The organism is Paenibacillus oleatilyticus (assembly GCF_018998565.1).
GTDB lineage: Bacteria > Bacillota > Bacilli > Paenibacillales > NBRC-103111 > Paenibacillus_G > Paenibacillus_G oleatilyticus.
Genome location: NZ_JAHNZO010000053.1, coordinates 1 through 18,684, shown reverse-complemented (window position 1 = coordinate 18,684; position 18,684 = coordinate 1). Strand labels below are relative to the sequence as shown.

Genomic DNA, 18,684 nt, shown 5'->3' with positions numbered 1-18,684 from the left:
ACTCTTCTAAGTTCGACTTTATATTTATCTTTAAGAGTGTTTTTTAAAAAATCGGAATAAAACGATGCAAGAAGTTATGCCATTGGAGACATTTTCCCTTCGCGGGGGGAATGTCTCTTTTTTGCGAGATCTCGAAAGGATAGTCCTGGTATAACTACGCATCTCGGATTTAATTATTTTGGTTTTTTGCTCCCCACTCACATAACTCTTCCAAAACGGGTAATAATGTTTCCGCTTTATTTGTGAGACTGTACTCGACTTTAGGGGGAACTTGAGGATACTCTTTCCGCTTTACCATACCATCTGCTTCCAATTCTTTCAGTTGTGAACTCAATGTTTTATAAGTAATAGTTCCTATCTGTCTTTTCAGATCATTAAAGCGAACCGGTTGGTTTTCTGCCAGGAGGTAAATAATAACCATTTTCCATTTGCCGCCAATAACTGACAATGTATAACCAAAAGGTGTATCTTGAATATGTTTAACTTTGCCTTTATATTCAGCCATACTCATATTTACACTATCCTTTCGGGTAGTACCTATCCAAAAAGTGCGTACTACTTTTTTATTTGTGCCCAGTTTATACTAACCTTACTTTGAAGTAAAGGAGAGAAAAAAATTGACTATTGCCAAAACCTACAATCACGGTGTTGCCTGGGAAGAAGCGTTCGGCGTCACCCAAGGTTACAGCGCTAACGGCACCATCTACATTTCAGGACAATTTTCCCACGATATGCAGGGCGCGTTCGTTGGCGAGGGCGATATCGAGGCACAGACCCGGCAGACGCTGGAGAACCTAGATCGCGTGCTGGCGGGATTTGGTGTCACGAGGTCGAACATTGCTGAGATGGAGGTCTTTCTAACAAACCCGCAAGAGCATTTCGAGCAGTTCATCGTTTTGTATAAGGAGTATGTGGGCGACCATCGGCGGGCCGCCACTCTCATCGGCGTGTCGGGTCTGGCGTTCCCTCATCAACTGATTGAAATTCGCGCCACCGCCGTCGCACACGTCGACTAACCCGGCCGCCGCGGATTATAAAAACATACATAAAAACCTTTGTGGACGAAGCGGGAGGCGCTTGTTGCCGCGAACGAAGCAACATCATCCGATAATAAAAATGAAAAAAAGTCGAACCTTGATTGGTTCGGCGTTTTTTATGTTTAAGGGAAGTAAGTAAACAATAGCTTTCCTGCCAACGCTTATTTGATGTTTTTCTGGATAGATCCCCATAGATTGATCTCATACACTCGCACTGGGGGCGGATCTCAATGCGGGTTTATATAACGGCATGCCATTTGTTACCTGTCATCCGTCCAAACAATCTTTCCGCTCTTGAATACACTAAAATTGTGGGTACTTGGAAGGGATAAGACAGTACTCAATACTATTTTAAAGGAGTGTTGACTCATGAGTGCCGTTGGAGGTTTCGGTGGTTTTACTTCGACAGGTGTTATTCTAGTTCTTTTTATTTTGTTGGTGATTGTTAGTCGCAGTTTTGGGATCTAACATCTGTAACTGAGTTTTACTTGGAAGGGGTCGCCGCTGGCGGCTCTTTTTTTGGGGTTAACGTCTATTCGTTTTTTGCGCTGCTCGTCTCCCACCGGTTTACCGAGCCGTTCGACAAGCCGAACGAGTACGCGCGGGAAATCTGCAAGAGGGCGAACGATTTGTCGGGCGGCGGCGTGATCGTTCAGAAGTACGGCGAAATCATTCGCGGCCGGCGCTCGACGGTCGGGCGCATTCAGGAAGGATTTCTGGAGCCGACGCTGAAGGAGGCCGTTCCAGGGGATCTGGGTCTCGTGCTTCCGTACAATACGATGAAAAGTCTGATCGAAATGGTCGAAGCGCTCGATAAAGTGACGCCGGGCATTGCATCAGATCAGACGCTGTTCTACGGCGTGGAGGCGAAGTTCTATTCGGCCCGGCCGAAGCTCGCGAAAAGCCGAAGAAGCCGGAGGGCGGCTTCGGCTTTTTTCTATGGGGGAAGATCGACTAACGTGATGATTGTTACCGGCAGCGAAAAGCTGAATTCCACACCGCCCGCCGTATTGCGGACTCCCAGTTGTCCACCGTGCAGCTGAACAATTTGCCGGACTATGGCCAGACCGATCCCCGTTCCTCCGGAATCCCGTTCTCTGGACTTCTCCACGCGGTAAAAATGATCCCAAATATGAGCCAGCTCGTCTTCAGGGATATGCTCGCCTTCGTTCCAGACGACCGTCCGAATTTCATTCGGCTCCTGTTCCATCCTGACTCCCAATCGGCTGTCATCCCGGGTATGCCTCAGCGCGTTGCTCAGGAGATTCGTGAGCACCTGCTCGATGCGGAACCGGTCCGCCTTTACCGTAACCGGCAAAAGATCCAGCTCGATGGTTTTTCCGCCGCTGTACCTATGTTCTTGCAGGTTGCCTGCGATATGGCGCACTGTATCGTCCAGCGGGAAGTCGTTCAGCTGAAGCCGGTATTGTCCCGTTTCCATCTGGGTCAGATCCAGCATATCGTTTACGATGCCGGCCATCCGCGACGTCTCTTCCCGAATCACGGCGGCGTAACGGTCCCGCTTCTTCCCGTCGCCCACATTGTCCTGCAGCGCTTCGGCATAACCGCCGATCAAGCTGATCGGGGTCTTCAGCTCGTGGGAAACCCCTGCAACAAATTCGCGCCGCAGCCGCTCCAGTCGTTTTTCCTTTTCGATATCTTCCTGAAGCTTCGCATTGGCCGTTTGCAGGTCGGAAAGCGCCTTGTCCAAGTTTTCCGAGAGGAAGTTCAGCGTATCTGACAAGCTGCCGATCTCATCGCTTCGGCGAATGCCGCTTTTTTCCCTGAAATCGAGCTTTGCCATCCGCTGGGCCGTTTTATTCAAGGACAGAAGGGGCCTCGTGATCATTCTTGAGTACAGAAGAACAAGGAGCAGCGCTCCGGCTCCCGCGAGCAAATAAAAGTAGGAGTAAAATCCGCGGAACGCGTTGACCGCATCGCCGACCGGCTGCAAGGAGGAAATGGCGGCCATCACCGTTCCGGTCCCATCCTTTACCTCAAGCGGAGCAATGGTCACAAATAGACGGCTTTTAGCCCCGGAAGGCAGCGTAACATCGGTGAAGAAAGTAACCGTTTCGTTCTCCCTGAGCACTTTTTCCTGATTTTCCGGACTATGGAACCACTGATTCAGGCCGGATACGAGCTTGTCCAGTTCCACATCGGGAAACGATGGCCGGATGGGCGGGGCGGCAAGATTAAGATCCATAGGCAGACGATAGTGAAGTAATATTTTCCTGTTGTCTATGCCTCTGCCTGCGGATATCGTCAATTCTTTTTTAGAAAACGTGAGTATGGCGGTTACCGCATAATATTGCTCCTCCAGCTTGGCGAAATAAGCCGGAACCGTGTTTCCATCAGGTGTTTCTTTCAAAAACCGCTGGCGGGTTTGTTCGAAATCCCGAAGGAAACCGCTCGTTTTAGCGCGAACGTAATAAGGCTCGAAGAACGCAAGCTGGAGCATCATCATGACCGTAAGACAACCGATGAACACCAGACTTGTAGCGGCAAACAGCTTGAACGAAATTCCCCGCCACTTCATGACCGGACTCTGCACACATAGCCGCTGCCCCGCACGGTTTGGATGAGGCCGGCGTACCTGCCCATTTTTTGGCGCAGCCGTTTGATGATGGCATCCACATTGCGGATATCTCCGTCATATTCGTAGCCCCATACTCCATTGAGCAGCGCTTCGCGGGATTGTACGAAGTTCCGGTTTTTGTACAAATACAGCAGCAATTCGAATTCTTTAGCCGTCAAGTCTTCCTGTTTGCCGTCAACCATGAGTTCGTAGGAGTTCTCCCGGATTTCCAGGCCTTCGATCCGATGAATAACGACGGTATCGGTTTCACCGCCGGTCCCCGCACGCTTCAGCAGCGCCCTCACCTTGGCAACCAGGACTTTGGGACTGAACGGCTTGGTTACGTAATCGTCCGCACCGAGCTGATATCCGTGCAGTTTGTCAGGCTCCTCCGATTTCGCCGTTACGATGACAATCACGGCATTGGAGGTTCGACGGAGAAACTGGCATACGCCGAATCCGTCCAAATAAGGCATCATGACATCCAATACGACCGCATCCGCCGGAGTTTGCTTGAATTTGTCCAAGGCTTCCGCCCCGTTCTTCGCTTCCACCACAAAGTATCCTTCACCCTTCATATAATCGGCGATCAACTCCCGCATCAGCGGCTCATCCTCTACCACCATGACAGTTCGCATCCGGTTCTTCCCTCCCGCAACCGATTTCATCCCCATTAAAACAGAAAATTCCGTTCTTGTCACATTAGAATCATAAACGGCTGATAAACTGGCTTCCAATAGCAGGAAGAACAACGCATGGGGAAAGGAGACTGCAAATGCTTCAGCCAACGCGTCGGAAAAGGCCGTCTCTCTTCCGGCGATTCGCCCGGTCGGGCAGGGACGGACCGGCTGCGCTGCTCTTTTTGGCGCCTAGTCTCGTCGGCTTGGCTCTGTTTTACCTGATTCCGTTTGTCGGAGGAATTTACTTTTCCGTGATGGATAGTCCGGTGGACGGAACATTCGTGGGAGCGGACAACTATGTGGAGGTATGGAACAGTGAATCGTTCCGCAAGGCGGCCGTCAACACCTTAAGCTTTGCCGGAATCGGCGTGCCGCTTCTGCTCGTCGTCTCCCTGTCGGTCGCCGTGCTGCTCAACCGGCCCCTCCCGCTCCGCAGATGGTTTCGAACCGCCTCCGTTTTGCCGCTTGTCGTGCCGGTAGCCTCGGTCGTGCTGTTCTGGCAGGTCCTATTCGATACCTATGGGTGGTTGAACAGCCTGCTCGTTGCCGCCGGACGTGCGCCGGTCCACTGGATGGAAAGCGATCAGGCCCGGGGCGTCATTATCCTAATGTACGTATGGAAGAATGCAGGCTATAACATCGTTCTGCTGCTGACCGGGCTTCAGACGATCCCGCAGGACTATTATGAGACGGCAAGCATCGACGGTGCGGGCAAGCTCAGGCAGTTTTTCGGCATTACCCTGAGGTATTTGATTCCGACCTTGTTTTTCGTCACCGTCATGTCCGTCGTAGGGTCGTTCAAGGTATTCCGGGAAACGTACCTGATGTCGGGTGAATATCCCCATGACAGCATCTACATGCTTCAGCACTACATGAACAACATGTTCCTGTCGCTGGATTACCAGAAGCTGACGTCAGCTGCCTATATTATGGCGGTGGGGATCATCGCTTTAGTCGTTGTGCTGTTTCAAGCGGACAGGCGGTTCCGGCATGCCATCGAATAGCCGAGATGCTTACGAAGTAGTTTTCCTAAAGGAAAACTTGTAGGAGGTGATCCCATGCTTCTGGCAGCAAAAAAAGGTTTGCTCACAGCGGTGCTAATAGGTATCGCACTTCTTATGCTGACGCCCTTTGTCGTCACGATCACCAACTCCTCTATGACGGAAGAGGAGATCGCAGTTAATTATGACGCCGTAGGAAAAGAGGCCAAAGAGGGCGATTACGCCAATTTGAAGTGGATACCGGACCAGGTTACACTCGCCCAATTCAAACATATTTTACTTGACAAGCCGCAGTTTCTGGAAATGTTCTGGAACTCCGTCCTATTGACGGTTCCCATCGTTGCAGGGCAGACCCTCGTAGCGGCAATGGCAGCCTACGCCTTCACCAAGCTGCATTTCCGTGGCAAAGACGCGCTTTTTTTTCTCTACATCATCACCATGCTGCTGCCCTTCCAGGTGACGCTAGTCCCTAATTTTATCGCGATGGATATGCTGGGACTCTTGAATACCTATTCGGCAATCATCCTTCCCGGCATCTTCGCGGCGTTCGGCGTTTTCCTGCTCCGCCAGTTTATGTCCCATATCCCGGGGGCTTACGTCGAAGCCGCCAAAGTCGAGGGAGCCGGACATGTAACGATTTTTACCCGCGTGATCGTTCCCATGTCCATGCCCGGTATCGCTGCCATGCAAATTCTCGTCTTCGTCGACAACTGGAACATGGTGGAGCAGCCGCTGTTGTTTTTGCACGATACGTTCAAGCAGCCGTTGTCGGTTTTTCTCTCCCACGTGAATGAAGGCGACCGGGGTGTGGCGTTTGCTGCGGCTTCTCTATACATGGTCCCGATCTTGTTTCTGTTTTTGCACGGGGAGAACGAGCTCATTCAAGGCATTCAATTGACAGGAATCAAAGGCTGATGCGTTCCCGGGGAGCTTGCCAACATGCAAGGAGGTTTACCCATGATAGAAATCGCGGACGAACAGGTCCGTGCCAAACGGAAACGGACGATTCGAATGGCGGCAGGATTATTTACAGGCTCCCTGCTCCTGCTCACCTTCTTCTCCAATACATACCAGAAAATGACACTTCCTAAAGTGTCTGTCGAAAAGCCTGTGATGAACCAGCTTTCGCATGAAATCGAAGGGGAAGGCGCCATTCGTCCGAAACGGATCGTGTCTTTGTACGATCAGACGGGGTGGGTGGCGAAGGAGGTGCGGGTGAAGGAAGGTGATTTCGTGAAAAAAGGAGAGGCCATGGTCGTCTTTGATAACTCGTCCGCACAAAAAAATATGGCCGACGAACAGGACCGGCTTGCCAAGCAGCAGTTGGAGCTGGATAAACTGCAAGAGGCTCTGAAGCTTACCGGGATCGGGGGCGAAGCGTCCAAAATGGAAGAGATCAAGCGGCAGATCACCGCTCTGAAGCTGGATTTATCCATTCAGGCGCGCAAGATTGACGGGATCCGTAAGGACCTCTCGAATAAGAGCACCTTGACTGCGCCGTTTGACGGGCTGATCGACGAGCTCCAAGCCGACGAAGGCCTCCCCGCTCCCCAAGGCAGAGCGATCGTGCAACTCGCCGATCTGTCCCAAGGCTGGGAACTGAAAGCGAGCGTGGACGCAGACGCCGCCAGCCGCCTTGTCACCGGCGAGACCGTAGACCTGCGAATCAAAGAAACCGTTCCCCGCCTCGTGAAGGGCAAAGTAGCCGCCATCGAGCAGGCCGAATCGGGAAGAGGCCAAACTCAGAGCGGAGGAGCCTCGGGCATGAAGCAGGTCACTATAACTATCGATGACCCCAAGCTGACCGGCGGTGAGCAGGCGGAATTCCGTTTGGTCAAAAACGTAGGGTCGCCCCGGCTGCTGGTGCCGAAATCGGCCGTCAAGACGGATTCGAAGGGCGAGTACATCTTCACGATCGAAGAATCGAAGCGCCCGCTTGGCAACGAGTTTCGTGCCCGCAAAAAGTATGTCCACACCGAGGATTCGGATCAAACGAATGCGATATTGACTGGATTGATCATGCCGGATGAAAAGATTGTTACCGAATCGAGCGAGCCGATCAGTGACGGCGACCAGGTTCGGTTGAATTAAAAATCCAAGCCGATGAAGGAGAGATCGAAATGAAAAAAAGTTGGACGAACGTCGTGTTATCTTCGATTCTGCTCACAATGCCTTTAAGCGCATGCAGCAGCAATACCAAGCCCGCGGAGTCGAATGCCTCCCCGCCGGCAAAGGACGGCAAAACGATCGTATCCGTCTCCGTTTTGAAGAAAGATCGTTTCCTGCAGGAGGCGGAACGGCAGTTCGAAGAAGCGAACCCCGGCATCGATATCGACATTCGCGCTTATATGGCTGTTCCCGAGAGCGAGGGCAAGGTCGTCATAAACCCTGGCGCACAAAAAACGAACGAGGCCGACCTGGAAAAATACCGAACCAGCGTCAATGCGGAGCTGATGTCCGGCAAGGGAGCCGATCTGATTGCCTTGGAAAATCTCCCTTACGCCAAATATGCCGACAAAAAGCTGCTCGCCAATCTGGACGAGTTAATCAAACAAGACAGCAGCTTCCAAGCATCGGATTATTACACGGGTGTCATCGATGCTCTAAAAATCGAAGGGAAAAGCTATGCGCTCCCCATCCATTTCAAGATGAACATGACTTGGGGCAACTCGCCGCTGCTTGATGCCAAGGGAATCAAAATTGACGATGCCAAGTGGACATGGAACGATATGCTGGACATTGGCCGGCAAGCCGTGCAGTCGGGAGGAAGCGCGACGTCGGTTTGGACGGGTAAACCGAAGGCGGAGTTGATTGAGGATATTGTGAAAAGCCAGTACGGCAAACTCGTAGCAGGAAAAAAAGCGATGTTCGATACACCGGAATTTACGAATTTGCTGGAGCAGATCAGCGATATGTACGACAAAGGGCTGATTCTGGAACAGGCCGACATGTCGGAAGAAGACAAAGACGTTTTTAAATCGATGAGCCTGCAAATGCCCCTGCAGCTGCTGTTCATGCCTCAAATCATGTATGGGGGCAAAGGAAACGTATACAGCACCCCATCGGACGGTGGCAATGGCGGAGGCATTTCCCTTTCTTCCGATCTGATGTTCGGTATCAACGAAAAGTCGAAAAATAAAGCGGAAGCCTGGAAATTCCTTTCCTTTCTTCTGTCGAAAAACGTCCAATCCGCGCCTGGCATGGTAGGATTTGCAATTCACAAGGCTTCTTTGGAAGCACAGCTGAGGCAATCGATCGATCATCTTGCAAGCGGCAAAATCAAGATGCAGGGACCTGGCGGTTCCACTCCGTCGCCGAACGTTGACGATAAGCAGTTGGAAGCGGTCCTGCGCCTCGTAGAGAAAGCCGACAAATATGCCGCAGGAGATCCGAACGTGATGAAGATCGTGAAGGAAGAAGCAGAGTCGTTCTTCAAGAAGGCGAAAACCGCAAAAGATGCCGCAAAAATGATCCAAAATCGGATTACCACCTATTTGAACGAGTAGAGATCAGCAGCAGAGCCGGAAGAGAAGAAAAAGGTGGAGATAGCTATGAAATGGACGTTATGGGCTAAGCTTGGACTGGCAGCGGTTGTGGCGCTTTCGGCGGGGATGGTTTCCATTCCGCCGGTGGCCGCAGATAAACCGGGGACGGCTCCCGCCCTGGAGGGCGGTGGCCTCCGGATCGGGCTTGGGGCGGAGCAGGTTCTGGAAGTCGGTCATACCCGGCTGTTCAGACATGACGAATCGACCGTATGCTCGTTCGAATTGACCATCCGCAACAACGGCAGCGCGGACATCCTGTTGGACGACTATTACTTCGTAGTCAAGACCCGTTCCGGCAATGTTCTGAACTTCAAGCTGCTGCCGGAGGATATGGACCGGAAGATCGTTCCTTCCGGGACAGTCGGGGTGTACCGGCTTTACGGTGTCGTCGCCAACGGCATCGAGGCTGGCGGACTTTTGCTGGAAGCGGGCCGATGGGATTTCAACGCGGCTTCCCTTACGGTCCCCCTCGGCTCGGTAGCGTTATCTGACGCTGCTGTCTCTCCGGAAGGACCGGAGGTTGAAGTTCATGCAAGGAACGCTGCGCTTCAAGGCTCCGTATCCGACGTGGCATGGCGGAGCTTGGGCAAGAATAAGGAAGCTACGTGGACTACGACGTTTCGGAATGACCTTACCGTCCCTGTCATGCTTCCGGAATGGAGCTTTTGGCTGCAAACGTCGGAGAAGCGCGTATACTCCATGACCCCGGACCGGAAGCCGGAAGGGCTGGTCGTTGATCCGGGAACGGAGATTTCCTTCATTCTGAACGCTGTATTGCCGGCCGAAAGCGATACGTCAAATGCCGGATTAGTGATCACGCGCGCACTGCCCGCAGCGGACAAAACTACAAAAATTCATGTTCCCGCCGCATATTTGCCGGTTTCGGCAGACGCAATCCATGCGGAGGCCGGGGCCGCCAGAACGATCACGGCGAAGGAAGGCCGGTTCAACGCTGCTCTGGATTCTTTGGAGCGTTGGCAGTGGGACGACCGGGATTTGATTACGGCTGCCATTACGCTAACCAATATTTCTAAAGCGGCCGTGCCCGTTCCCCGGCTGGGCGGGACGTTCCGGGCAGACGATACGAAGGAATGGACGGCGCAGGTCGTGCCGGCGGATGCGCTCGGGCTGCTTCAGCCCGGACAATCGAGCCGGCTGTTCCTGCAAGCGAATGTGGATCACGAGGAAATGGTCCGTTCCTGGGATATCGTTCTTCAGGAACAAATCGAATCGGACGGTAAGACCCGGGCCGTCCACCGGACGGAGTGGAGCAAGCAACCGGCTGCTTCTGCCAAGGAACTGGGCGTGGGCCAGCCAACCGACATGTCCGGGATTGGCGGACAATGGGCCTATACGGCGATGGCGCCGATATCGTACGAAAGCGCCGCCGGGCAATTAATAGCGGTCCGGGTGGATGCGGTGAACGCAGATAAGCGCTACACCCCCGTGGCCAAGTGGGTAGCACAATTGCTGACGGCGGACGGAACCGTATATCCGGCCGAGGTTGAGGTCACCGGCCAAAGGGTGGTTCCCCAAGGGAGAGCGTCCCTTATGGCATGGACCGTGCTGCCCAAAGGAGCCGATCTTCAAGGATTGAAGCTAATGCTGGGGCTGGCCGTTACCGGCGGCAAACTATCCGGCCCGTCGGAAAAACCCGACTCCTTTCTGCAGGCGACCGTCTTCCAACTGCCGGAGAAAGACCTCAAGCCGAGCGACAAGCTGGATGAGCTGGCTATGCATCCCTATACGCTGACAATCAGTGCGAAGGATAGGCCTTACTGGAACTTCAACGATAAGCGAGGCTTCTTTGAGATCAACTTTTCCTTCGACTACACGCTGCAGAAAGATTTGAGCGTCGTTTCGGAAATGAAGAAACGGCGCGTGGTCGTCGAGCTTCTGGATGGGCAGGGGGAAAAGCTTCATGAGAAAGCTTATGCGCTGGAACCGGAGGAAGCCGGTATGGCCGGCTGGTCCCTTGGCTCGGAGACCGAAAAGTGGACGATAGACAGCAAGTTTCTCTCCATGGACACCTCGAAATATACCTTGAACGTTTATGAGGAATTTTTACCCGGTTACCGGAGGCTGCTCGGCAGCATGACCAGGGATTGGACGAAATAGCAAAGCCGCAGCGCTTGTCATCCCGGGTGGTTGTCCGCCTGCCGGGTAAGAAGCAGTGTAGTGGAAGTTACTTGAGACGTTGAGCGGACGGGCAAGGTCGCAGGGCATGGCGTGAACCGTTCCGTTCGCTCCGTTTCGCAGACGAAGCCGGGCCGTTCTAGCGGCTCGCTAATGACCATGAAAAGCGACAAAAGTAGGCGTGTTTCATACCGAGCAGGAAGCGATCCGGGTGATCGAAGGCTTGAAGCGACAAGGCTACCAGGCCGATGATATTTCTGTAGTGGCCAAGAACAAGGAGGATGTGTCGGCCGTAACAGACCAGACGGGATCCAAAGCGCCAGGTACCGCCGCAAGGGCGGTGACCGGCGGCATAATAGGCGGGATCGCCGGATTGCTGGTGGGAATTGGCGCACCGGCCGTCCTGGGTGTCGGGCCGATTATCGCTGCAGGCCCGATTGCTGCGACACTGACCGGCGTAGGCGCAGGAGCGGGCGGAATTGTGGGCGGCCTGATCGGTATGGGCATTCCCGAGGACGAAGCGGAGCGTTATAACGATTACGTGAAAGAAGGGAACATTCTTGTACTCGTGGATTCCCGCGCCGAGCGTGACAACGAGGTGTACGATACGTTCCGCGCCAATAACTCGAGGAATTTCGGCACCTACGACGCGGATTACGGTGCCGAGGCCGGCGCCCGCAGACTGCGCTGATCGGTAAGAGGGCGTGAGACGCATCTTTGCGGACAGGTTCGGAGTATAACGGCTTTTTAAGCCGGATGAAGCGTGCTTGGGTAAACAAGGGCATTATCCTAAGAAAGCAAAAAAACCTCATGGAATTAATCCGTGAGGGGGCTATATTTCGAAATTAATTGTAATTATTCGTAAATACTATCTGTCGTGGTTCCATCTGGAAAGGCATTAAACACATGTATTTGCGGTTGTTTTTCTCCGTTAAGTTTAGTATACCACAAGTTTATTTTAGCTAACTTTCCGTTTGAATCCCAAGTTAAGAATAACTGAGCACCAACTTTTCCTTCTAATAATCCAGCTTCGTCAACTTGTTCGATACTTGCATAACGGTAATCGCTTGCTGCCTTTACGTCAAAACGCCAATGTTCCCCGCCTTCGTTATTTTTCTTAACAACTTGTGGGTTTCTTTCGAGTAACTTTTTTAAATCTGATTGAGACAGACGGTAATCCAATTTATATTGAATTTTCCAAATAAATCTCGTCAATTCATCTGCTTCTTTTGGATCACTGGCAATGGAGATAACTTGATTTTTGTCATCATACTTAATGCCTAGCCCCATGGATTCAGATACATAACGAACGGGCACATAAGCATGACCATTTACATTCAATATTTGATACTCTTGGGGAAGTGGTTTTATTTGACCGTTTAATTCAAGCTGTACCGGGAAAAGGTATGCTTTAATAAATTCTGATGCATATACGGTTGGATAAGCAAACAGTAAAAGTGCAATAACCACAAATACAATTGATCTTTTCATAAATAATCCCTCCATAAATGTTTGATTGAGTCACAAACTACGGGAATATTGTTAGCTAAAACCCAGAAACCTTTATGTTATCAGGTTACTTAAGTTATGCTCATTTACTTGAACAAAATAAAAAACAAAAAACTCATGGAGTCTCAGTTTCATCCATGAGGGTAATCAAATCTAGGGTCGTTGAATGTTTATTTCATTCCTTTCATTAGCTGGTGATTACCTGCACCCGGCTGATATTTATAGGATCGGTCTTCTCCTTTGCAAAAAACACCAAATGGTATTGATCTAAGTCATATATAAGATAATAGCCATCATATGCTTCATTCCAATATTCTTTGTCGGGTTTTCCTAATGCGAGCTTTACGTCCTCTGCCGTCATCTGGATTTGAAGAGACTCAACAGGAACTGAAATTTTGTTAAGGATTGTTTCCGGTTTTAGAACATTATGATCTTCGCCACACGAATCATGACTAAAATAAAAGTCCGCCTCACTTTTGGAATGACCAAACGAATACGTCCAGCACTCTTCATTCGAGATTCCTTTAGGCTCCCCATACACTTCAACAACTTTTGAGTAAGTAGATTTTAACGGGACTTCCATACCTTTCATTTGACCCTTAATTGCCGCTTCTTTTAAAGCTACTATCGACTGAGATTTTAATTTATCGTTGTGCTCCCTCGAATCGTTTTGTGCGTTACAACCAATCAATACCCACATGAACGCTATCAATATGAACATCCTTACTCCCACAATAAGCCACCTCCATAATTGTATAAACAATCAACCGTCCTTTTTCATGGGACGGTTTCCTTTTGATATAAATCAACATTTAAATTTAATATAGCCTTATTTGTAGAAGCGGGATAGCATAAGCTTAGGTTAACAAAGCTTTGATGCTATTTGCAGAGCCGACAAAAAACGGCTTCCGCCGCAGATGCGAACAAGAGCCGTTTTTTGCATTGTTCCACGAAATCAAAATTGCCGCTCGGGGCTAAAATTGGAACTTCGTTAATTCGTTGTGGTTACAGGGGCGACCGCCAACATTACATTTTCCCTTGGATTATCCACTTTCTTATGGTGACAACTCCCAGAATGATTACCCCTGATAGCAAAAATGAAATAATGAGGTACATAATTCTTACACCTTGGAGCTCTTCCCATTTTATAAATATGAACATAAAAAGAGCGATATCCAATAAGGTCAAAAATATTTGTGGAATAATCCAAGCCCAACGTAACTTACTGTTCTTTATGTTTATCCCTCCTTTTCTAAAAAGTAGAGTAAGCGCGTCGAGTTGACGCGCTTATTAATTATTTTTAAAATCCATTAACGACGCTGAATGTGGTATTTTCCCAGTATGCCCCACCGTTGAAATTCATCACTCTTGCATTTTCACAGTATTGTGCTGCCACTCTACTCAAATCCAATCGAGAAACAGTTGCATAAACTGTGGACGTTAATCCAGCAAATGTGGACAGAGCACCGCCATAATATAGTGTTATTGTAATCCAACCTGCTGGTCCTGAACCATAGCCGGCAACAATTGTAATAAGTCCCATAATTGTCGATCCCCAACCAACTACTTCTGGCCATTTGGGTGCTTCCATGTATTGATTAATGTAAGTATCGTAACCATTAATTGCAGTCTTAAATTGAGTCATAGAATTTGCATTTTTAGAACTTCCATAAGTGGAACCTTCATATCTTAAGTACATATGACCTGTTGCGCCTAGTGTTTGTACACGGAACCATCCTGTACTTGTATCATGATTATAATAATTATCATATGCTCCGGCCATTTCAATAGAAGCGGCGGTACTCAGCGCAGCAAATGCTTTTTTTGCTTCAGGATCATTTTTTAATTTTTCAAGATCAGCCTTCTTCAAACCCTGTGCTTTCTGTGGAGCAGCCTCGGGGAGTTTAGCTACATAACCTTCAATTTCCTTCTTAATTTTAGTTTTTTCATCATTCGACAAGTTTACTTGGACGAATTTTTCTGTTTTCTTTGTGGCAAGCCCTACCTTTTGTTGGACATGTGGAGTATTTGAAGTTTCTGATTGTTTAATAAATGTAGCTTCTCCTGAATCCCAATTGTTAAAGTATTCCTCGTGTTTGATAACAGAGTTCTTAAAGGAATTGGTTTGGTCAAAATAGTCCTCAACAACACTCACCTTCGTTTTGATTTCTCCGCCCACATCAGTAATTTCAGTTATTGCATTGACGTTTTTGTATCCTGTAGGAACATACAATCCTTCAGCATTTTTAGTATCCGATAAAGTTTCAATGCTGTAAGATTCAACGGTAATTTTAGTGTTATCAACGGGTTCGGCATTAGCTGCGGGAACTACGACTGAGACACAGATCATTGTAGCTGTTAAAATAGAGCTTAAAGTCTTTTTAAATACCATTGATAACGCCTCCGATAGATTAAGATTAATTTGCTGAAAATGAGTCTTTTGCGAATACACCTGAAGGAGCTGTTCCAATGTAACTCATGGTGAAAATTTTTTTTGATAGCAATATTCGTACTTACCTTTGTGGGGTTATTGCACCCCTTTGCCCCTCCAACTTTGATCAATATTTCAATATTTTGGAGTTTCAAGCATATTAACGTAAGTTGGGTTAAAAAGGTTGCACAGGAAAAAAATTTCCGAAATAATGCTATTGTCCCATGTTGTTCACCCTAGTTGGCTGAGCTGCACCACCTCCTTATCAGGAACCTTTTTTCACTTCTTGTTTTGAAATTATGTTTGGTTCTTGATGCGACTCGGCAAATGTGTTACCAATTGAAGGAAAAATGGGTACGGCAGAGGCTACAGATGTTAACAGTTGAACAATTTGTCGCGGCCTCATTACTCAAACATAATTTATCACAATGGTACAAAATATGGGATGGGAATAACTGGCTATTTTTGATTCGAGAGTTTCCTCTAAATGTACAAGTAAATACATATATTACCAAACAACGGTCTAATTTTGGAGAAGTTTATCGAATAGTTGTGTTTCGTGTAAGAATTACGGAGATTTTGTAAGAATCAATAAATTGTAAGCTAGAGCATACTTTGTTATAATTAACCAGTGTAAAATTTTAGTTAAAGGGAAGGTATGTATTATGGTGGATATTAAGCATCAGAATAACACCATCGCAGATTTCATCTTCCAACTTAGAAAAGAGAAAAGTTTGACATACGCAGAGCTTGAAGAACTTACAGGGGTTAGCAGAGGAGTTCTTCATAAGATTGAAATTGGAGAAACGAAACATCCAGAATACAAGACAGTGAAGGCGATTTCCCCGGTACTACTCGTTCCATATTTCCAAGTCATCGAAGGCTACATTGAAAATGAAAACCGAATTGATACTTTGTTTGAAATTCTTGCTGACGTTATTACCTGTGAGGAAACTGGTAGCCTTGTACCCAAGGTAGCGTTACGTTTACTTGAATCTCCTAACAAGGAGACGGAAGTTTCTTTAGAACGATTGTTTAATTTTACACAAGCGATGAAGGATAATTCCCTTAAGGTAACACTATTTGAGGTTATTATTCAATATTCGAGATGGCACGGCACAATGCCATACTTAGCAAAAGGATTATTCCAGAAGTATTTAATCATACGACTTGATTTAAAACAAATGGAGGAGTCGTTTTTCGACGGGAAAGAGATATTAAAATACACTGATTTCTTGTCACATGAAGAAAAAATAACATATTACATTAGAATGGGACTCCAAGCTTTCGCTTTAAAAAAACACGAGGAATGTATTAAACTTTGCAGTGAAGGCATAAGTTTAGAAAATCGAGACACTGAGCTAAAAGCAAGAGCTTATCTAGCCATGATTAATTCATACTCTCAATTAAAGCATTATGATATGGTGGAAAGATATTTGGACGTATTTGAACGGTTTGAGTACGATTTTGTTGCCGAAGCTGCTAATATTACACGGGCAATAACCAAAGCAAGAAAAGGGGAATATGATATTGCCACTCCACTGCTGCGAAGCTACATGAATGAACTAAGCAGCAAATACAAAATAAGCATTGCAACCGAGCTTATTGAAATTTATCTGCAAACAAAAGATATGAAATCGATTGCGGAATTGCTTGAAAAAGAACAAGAATTTTTGCCGCCTGACAATCACGAAGATCCGCATACATACTATGGTATTGGAGTGTATTACCGTCAAAAAGGGTCCTATCAGCTCGAAACTGGGTTGATATATGAGGGGATACAAAGCTTTGTTCATAGCATGAATGCTTTTGGGAAAATTAATGAAATTAAAGAGAGAGAGGCGTGCATGAATCAAATTTTCACCTATTTTTTGAAATCAAATAAACAATTGGATTTACAGTATGTACGTATGCTGAAAGAGGTGTATAATATATATTAATGATGCCAAATTAAACCATTAATTTGGAGGTGAGTGATATGAAGAAGCTCGTCTTGTTGGCAGTTCTGTCTTTCCTTTTTATTGGAACTGTTCATAATTTTCCTCCTGCTCCGTACCATGATGTTTATTACCAAAACGTGGACGTCACACCCGGTTATTAACGAATACTTGAAGTTAGTTTGAACGTTCATTTAGTTTCATATAGTGCTGATAAAACGCCCGGACCTAGTGTTCGGGTTTTTTGTATTTATTTCCTGTATCAACAATTACCTAAAAACAAAAATTGCCATACAGCGAAGTATACTCAAATCAGTAAATCAAATGGTAAAAGGAGAAATTTACATGACGCAACAAGTGACTGGAGAGGAGGCTCCCGCACAGCATAAAATTGATCATTTAAATGATCAAGCGTTACAAAACGCAATGAAAATCATCCTAAACCAAATGGAAGAGGCAGTACGGCAAGGCGAAAGCTTAACGAGTGAATATATGGTCCAACTGAGCCAACAATTAGATGCATACGTTTTAATTGCTCAAATTCGAAAAATGCGGTGTGCGAGCTAGAAGTCGTTATGGTTTGAGGTGTGTTTATGCAAGAGGATAGAAGAACCGGAATTGTTAGAGTGGTCGACAATGTAGGAAGAATTATAATTCCTATAGAGCTTAGGCGTGCATTGAATCTTGATACCAACGTTAAGACAGAATATTTCTGTGATGACAAGAGAGAGGCGATTTTGGTTTATAGATATCATGGCAAAGAATGTTTGTTTTGCTTGAGTGAGAAACAAACCATTTACTTTAAAAAATTTTATATTTGTATGTCCTGTATTCAAAGCCTTCCGGCACTTCAAGTTTTCTTGGCGCGGGTAGAACGTGAACGGGCAAGTGAGAGAAACAAGAAAGACAATGTTCCAAGAAGGAAAAAAGCATTGGATCGGCTACATCAAGTGATGAAGGAAAACCCTGAAGCATCACAAAAAGAGTTAGCCAAAATCTTGGGATGTTCTCCAGCATGGGTCAGTAAGTTGATTAAGCAACATGTAAAATCATAGTAATTCTAGCTTTTTAACCACCGGAAATTTTCCAAAGTTCATATAGGAAATTATAGGGGGATAGATTTTCATCCTCCTTTTAAATTTGAATATGAAGTTACTTGAAATCCATTTTTGTTGAAAGGTTCGATCACTTTGAATATGGCATAAAACACATATTTCATTGGTATTTGATTATGAATCTCAAAATCTATTCATTCATTCTATCTTATGGTACAATAATCCAATCACAATAGATTTGGCTTTATTGGTGGTCGGTAAACCTCTCGGAAGGGAGGTGATGCCTGTGGAGGTTAAGGACACGCTGAATTTAATGATCGGCTTCGGGATGCTGCTTATTGCGCTGCTCGCACTGATAGTTAACATCATCGTCGCTCTTATCCAAAACAAAAAGAAATAGACCGCCCTCGGCAAAGGTAGCGGTCATTTCAATGCTTAATCCCTATGTTCCAAGCCAACCGCCTTTAAAAGCGGCTATTGTGTGGGAGTCGTCTTTATGACGGCTCTCTTTTTTGTATATTCCAGTCAAGAAAATGTAAATAAATTTATTTACGCTTAACTTTATTCTACTCCTGTTTTATGGTATTGACAATACCTTTTGAATATATTTCTGTGCATTAAACTGAATACTTTTCTAAACACTAAACTGAATATTAAACTGAACAGTTGATCCATATAAATTGATGATAAGAAGTAGAGAGGAGCCATTCCTGTAATGAAGTAATTTGAGCTTTGAACAAAAAAAGCGCCTCTTGTATACTGGGAAACGTTCCGA

Annotated in this window: 18 protein-coding genes and 1 pseudogene; 13 read left to right on the top strand and 6 right to left on the bottom strand. The window is 47.2% G+C overall.

The genetic code is table 11. The annotated features are described in order from the left end of the window. Window positions 1-169 precede the first annotated feature (169 nt). Entirely contained in the window at window positions 170-511 is a 342-nt protein-coding gene (locus KQX66_RS35675) for a winged helix-turn-helix transcriptional regulator (protein ID WP_216798280.1), read from the bottom strand. 106 nt (window positions 512-617) lie between these two features. Between KQX66_RS35675 and KQX66_RS35670 the strand changes: the two genes are divergently transcribed. The 3 genes and pseudogenes from KQX66_RS35670 to KQX66_RS35665 all read left to right on the top strand — a co-directional run. Further along, complete coding sequence (locus KQX66_RS35670; protein WP_216798279.1) at window positions 618-1,016, top strand: RidA family protein; 399 nt, start codon at window positions 618-620, stop codon at window positions 1,014-1,016. Window positions 1,017-1,406: 390 nt separating this feature from the next. Next, complete coding sequence (locus KQX66_RS37685; protein WP_253957661.1) at window positions 1,407-1,505, top strand: YjcZ family sporulation protein; 99 nt, start codon at window positions 1,407-1,409, stop codon at window positions 1,503-1,505. A 74-nt stretch (window positions 1,506-1,579) separates the two neighbouring features. Then, window positions 1,580-2,080 (top strand): annotated as a pseudogene (locus KQX66_RS35665) (hypothetical protein); the annotation flags it as partial. Here the strand turns inward: KQX66_RS35665 and KQX66_RS35660 are convergent. Continuing rightward, a complete protein-coding gene (locus tag KQX66_RS35660; protein ID WP_216798278.1) occupies window positions 1,975-3,576 on the bottom strand; it encodes a sensor histidine kinase in 1,602 nt (533 codons plus the stop codon). The pseudogene KQX66_RS35665 and the gene KQX66_RS35660 overlap by 106 nt on opposite strands. Then, on the bottom strand, window positions 3,573-4,253 hold the full coding sequence (locus KQX66_RS35655; RefSeq protein WP_253957660.1) for a response regulator transcription factor: 681 nt from the start codon (window positions 4,251-4,253) through the stop codon (window positions 3,573-3,575). Before KQX66_RS35655 ends, KQX66_RS35660 begins: the two co-directional genes overlap by 4 nt. A gap of 137 nt (window positions 4,254-4,390) precedes the next feature. Between KQX66_RS35655 and KQX66_RS35650 the strand changes: the two genes are divergently transcribed. The 6 genes from KQX66_RS35650 to KQX66_RS35625 all read left to right on the top strand — a co-directional run bounded on the left by KQX66_RS35650 (window position 4,391) and on the right by KQX66_RS35625 (window position 11,668). Next, a complete protein-coding gene (locus KQX66_RS35650; protein ID WP_216798277.1) occupies window positions 4,391-5,299 on the top strand; it encodes a carbohydrate ABC transporter permease in 909 nt (302 codons plus the stop codon). 54 nt (window positions 5,300-5,353) lie between these two features. Beyond that, window positions 5,354-6,211: a carbohydrate ABC transporter permease gene (locus tag KQX66_RS35645; protein WP_216798276.1), complete on the top strand. Its 858-nt coding sequence runs from the start codon at window positions 5,354-5,356 to the stop codon at window positions 6,209-6,211. 42 nt (window positions 6,212-6,253) lie between these two features. After that, window positions 6,254-7,387: an efflux RND transporter periplasmic adaptor subunit gene (locus KQX66_RS35640; protein WP_216798275.1), complete on the top strand. Its 1,134-nt coding sequence runs from the start codon at window positions 6,254-6,256 to the stop codon at window positions 7,385-7,387. A 29-nt stretch (window positions 7,388-7,416) separates the two neighbouring features. Then, window positions 7,417-8,802, top strand: coding sequence for an ABC transporter substrate-binding protein (locus KQX66_RS35635; protein ID WP_216798274.1), 1,386 nt, complete (start codon window positions 7,417-7,419; stop codon window positions 8,800-8,802). A 45-nt stretch (window positions 8,803-8,847) separates the two neighbouring features. Further along, complete coding sequence (locus tag KQX66_RS35630; protein ID WP_216798273.1) at window positions 8,848-10,959, top strand: hypothetical protein; 2,112 nt, start codon at window positions 8,848-8,850, stop codon at window positions 10,957-10,959. A gap of 199 nt (window positions 10,960-11,158) precedes the next feature. Beyond that, entirely contained in the window at window positions 11,159-11,668 is a 510-nt protein-coding gene (locus KQX66_RS35625; protein WP_216798272.1) for a general stress protein, read from the top strand. A 164-nt stretch (window positions 11,669-11,832) separates the two neighbouring features. Here KQX66_RS35625 and KQX66_RS35620 read toward each other — a convergent pair whose 3' ends face one another. From KQX66_RS35620 to KQX66_RS35610, 3 genes are all read right to left on the bottom strand, one after another. Further along, on the bottom strand, window positions 11,833-12,468 hold the full coding sequence (locus tag KQX66_RS35620) for a stalk domain-containing protein (protein ID WP_216798271.1): 636 nt from the start codon (window positions 12,466-12,468) through the stop codon (window positions 11,833-11,835). Between the two features lie 205 nt (window positions 12,469-12,673). After that, window positions 12,674-13,219, bottom strand: coding sequence for a DUF4309 domain-containing protein (locus tag KQX66_RS35615; protein WP_216798270.1), 546 nt, complete (start codon window positions 13,217-13,219; stop codon window positions 12,674-12,676). Window positions 13,220-13,786: 567 nt separating this feature from the next. Then, window positions 13,787-14,878: a hypothetical protein gene (locus tag KQX66_RS35610; protein WP_216798269.1), complete on the bottom strand. Its 1,092-nt coding sequence runs from the start codon at window positions 14,876-14,878 to the stop codon at window positions 13,787-13,789. A gap of 704 nt (window positions 14,879-15,582) precedes the next feature. Here KQX66_RS35610 and KQX66_RS35605 point away from each other — a divergent pair. From KQX66_RS35605 to KQX66_RS37680, 4 genes are all read left to right on the top strand, one after another. After that, the gene (locus KQX66_RS35605) at window positions 15,583-16,857 is read left to right on the top strand and encodes a helix-turn-helix domain-containing protein (RefSeq protein ID WP_216798268.1); all 1,275 of its coding nucleotides are present in this window, start codon (window positions 15,583-15,585) and stop codon (window positions 16,855-16,857) included. A 342-nt stretch (window positions 16,858-17,199) separates the two neighbouring features. After that, on the top strand, window positions 17,200-17,421 hold the full coding sequence (locus tag KQX66_RS35600) for a Spo0E family sporulation regulatory protein-aspartic acid phosphatase (protein ID WP_010498098.1): 222 nt from the start codon (window positions 17,200-17,202) through the stop codon (window positions 17,419-17,421). Window positions 17,422-17,447: 26 nt separating this feature from the next. Then, complete coding sequence (locus KQX66_RS35595; RefSeq protein WP_216798267.1) at window positions 17,448-17,909, top strand: AbrB/MazE/SpoVT family DNA-binding domain-containing protein; 462 nt, start codon at window positions 17,448-17,450, stop codon at window positions 17,907-17,909. Window positions 17,910-18,189: 280 nt separating this feature from the next. Continuing rightward, a complete protein-coding gene (locus KQX66_RS37680; RefSeq protein WP_253957659.1) occupies window positions 18,190-18,309 on the top strand; it encodes a putative holin-like toxin in 120 nt (39 codons plus the stop codon). Window positions 18,310-18,684 lie beyond the last annotated feature (375 nt).

Bases quoted from the DNA above. Each gene is read 5' to 3' on its own strand.
- KQX66_RS35675 (WP_216798280.1), bottom strand. From the start codon at position 511: ATGAGTATGGCTGAATATAAAGGCAAAGTTAAACATATTCAAGATACA.
- KQX66_RS37685 (WP_253957661.1), top strand. From the start codon at position 1,407: ATGAGTGCCGTTGGAGGTTTCGGTGGTTTTACTTCGACAGGTGTTATT.
- KQX66_RS35660 (WP_216798278.1), bottom strand. From the start codon at position 3,576: ATGAAGTGGCGGGGAATTTCGTTCAAGCTGTTTGCCGCTACAAGTCTG.
- KQX66_RS35655 (WP_253957660.1), bottom strand. From the start codon at position 4,253: ATGCGAACTGTCATGGTGGTAGAGGATGAGCCGCTGATGCGGGAGTTG.
- KQX66_RS35650 (WP_216798277.1), top strand. From the start codon at position 4,391: ATGCTTCAGCCAACGCGTCGGAAAAGGCCGTCTCTCTTCCGGCGATTC.
- KQX66_RS35645 (WP_216798276.1), top strand. From the start codon at position 5,354: ATGCTTCTGGCAGCAAAAAAAGGTTTGCTCACAGCGGTGCTAATAGGT.
- KQX66_RS35640 (WP_216798275.1), top strand. From the start codon at position 6,254: ATGATAGAAATCGCGGACGAACAGGTCCGTGCCAAACGGAAACGGACG.
- KQX66_RS35635 (WP_216798274.1), top strand. From the start codon at position 7,417: ATGAAAAAAAGTTGGACGAACGTCGTGTTATCTTCGATTCTGCTCACA.
- KQX66_RS35630 (WP_216798273.1), top strand. From the start codon at position 8,848: ATGAAATGGACGTTATGGGCTAAGCTTGGACTGGCAGCGGTTGTGGCG.
- KQX66_RS35620 (WP_216798271.1), bottom strand. From the start codon at position 12,468: ATGAAAAGATCAATTGTATTTGTGGTTATTGCACTTTTACTGTTTGCT.
- KQX66_RS35610 (WP_216798269.1), bottom strand. From the start codon at position 14,878: ATGGTATTTAAAAAGACTTTAAGCTCTATTTTAACAGCTACAATGATC.
- KQX66_RS35605 (WP_216798268.1), top strand. From the start codon at position 15,583: ATGGTGGATATTAAGCATCAGAATAACACCATCGCAGATTTCATCTTC.
- KQX66_RS35600 (WP_010498098.1), top strand. From the start codon at position 17,200: ATGACGCAACAAGTGACTGGAGAGGAGGCTCCCGCACAGCATAAAATT.
- KQX66_RS35595 (WP_216798267.1), top strand. From the start codon at position 17,448: ATGCAAGAGGATAGAAGAACCGGAATTGTTAGAGTGGTCGACAATGTA.
- KQX66_RS37680 (WP_253957659.1), top strand. From the start codon at position 18,190: ATGCCTGTGGAGGTTAAGGACACGCTGAATTTAATGATCGGCTTCGGG.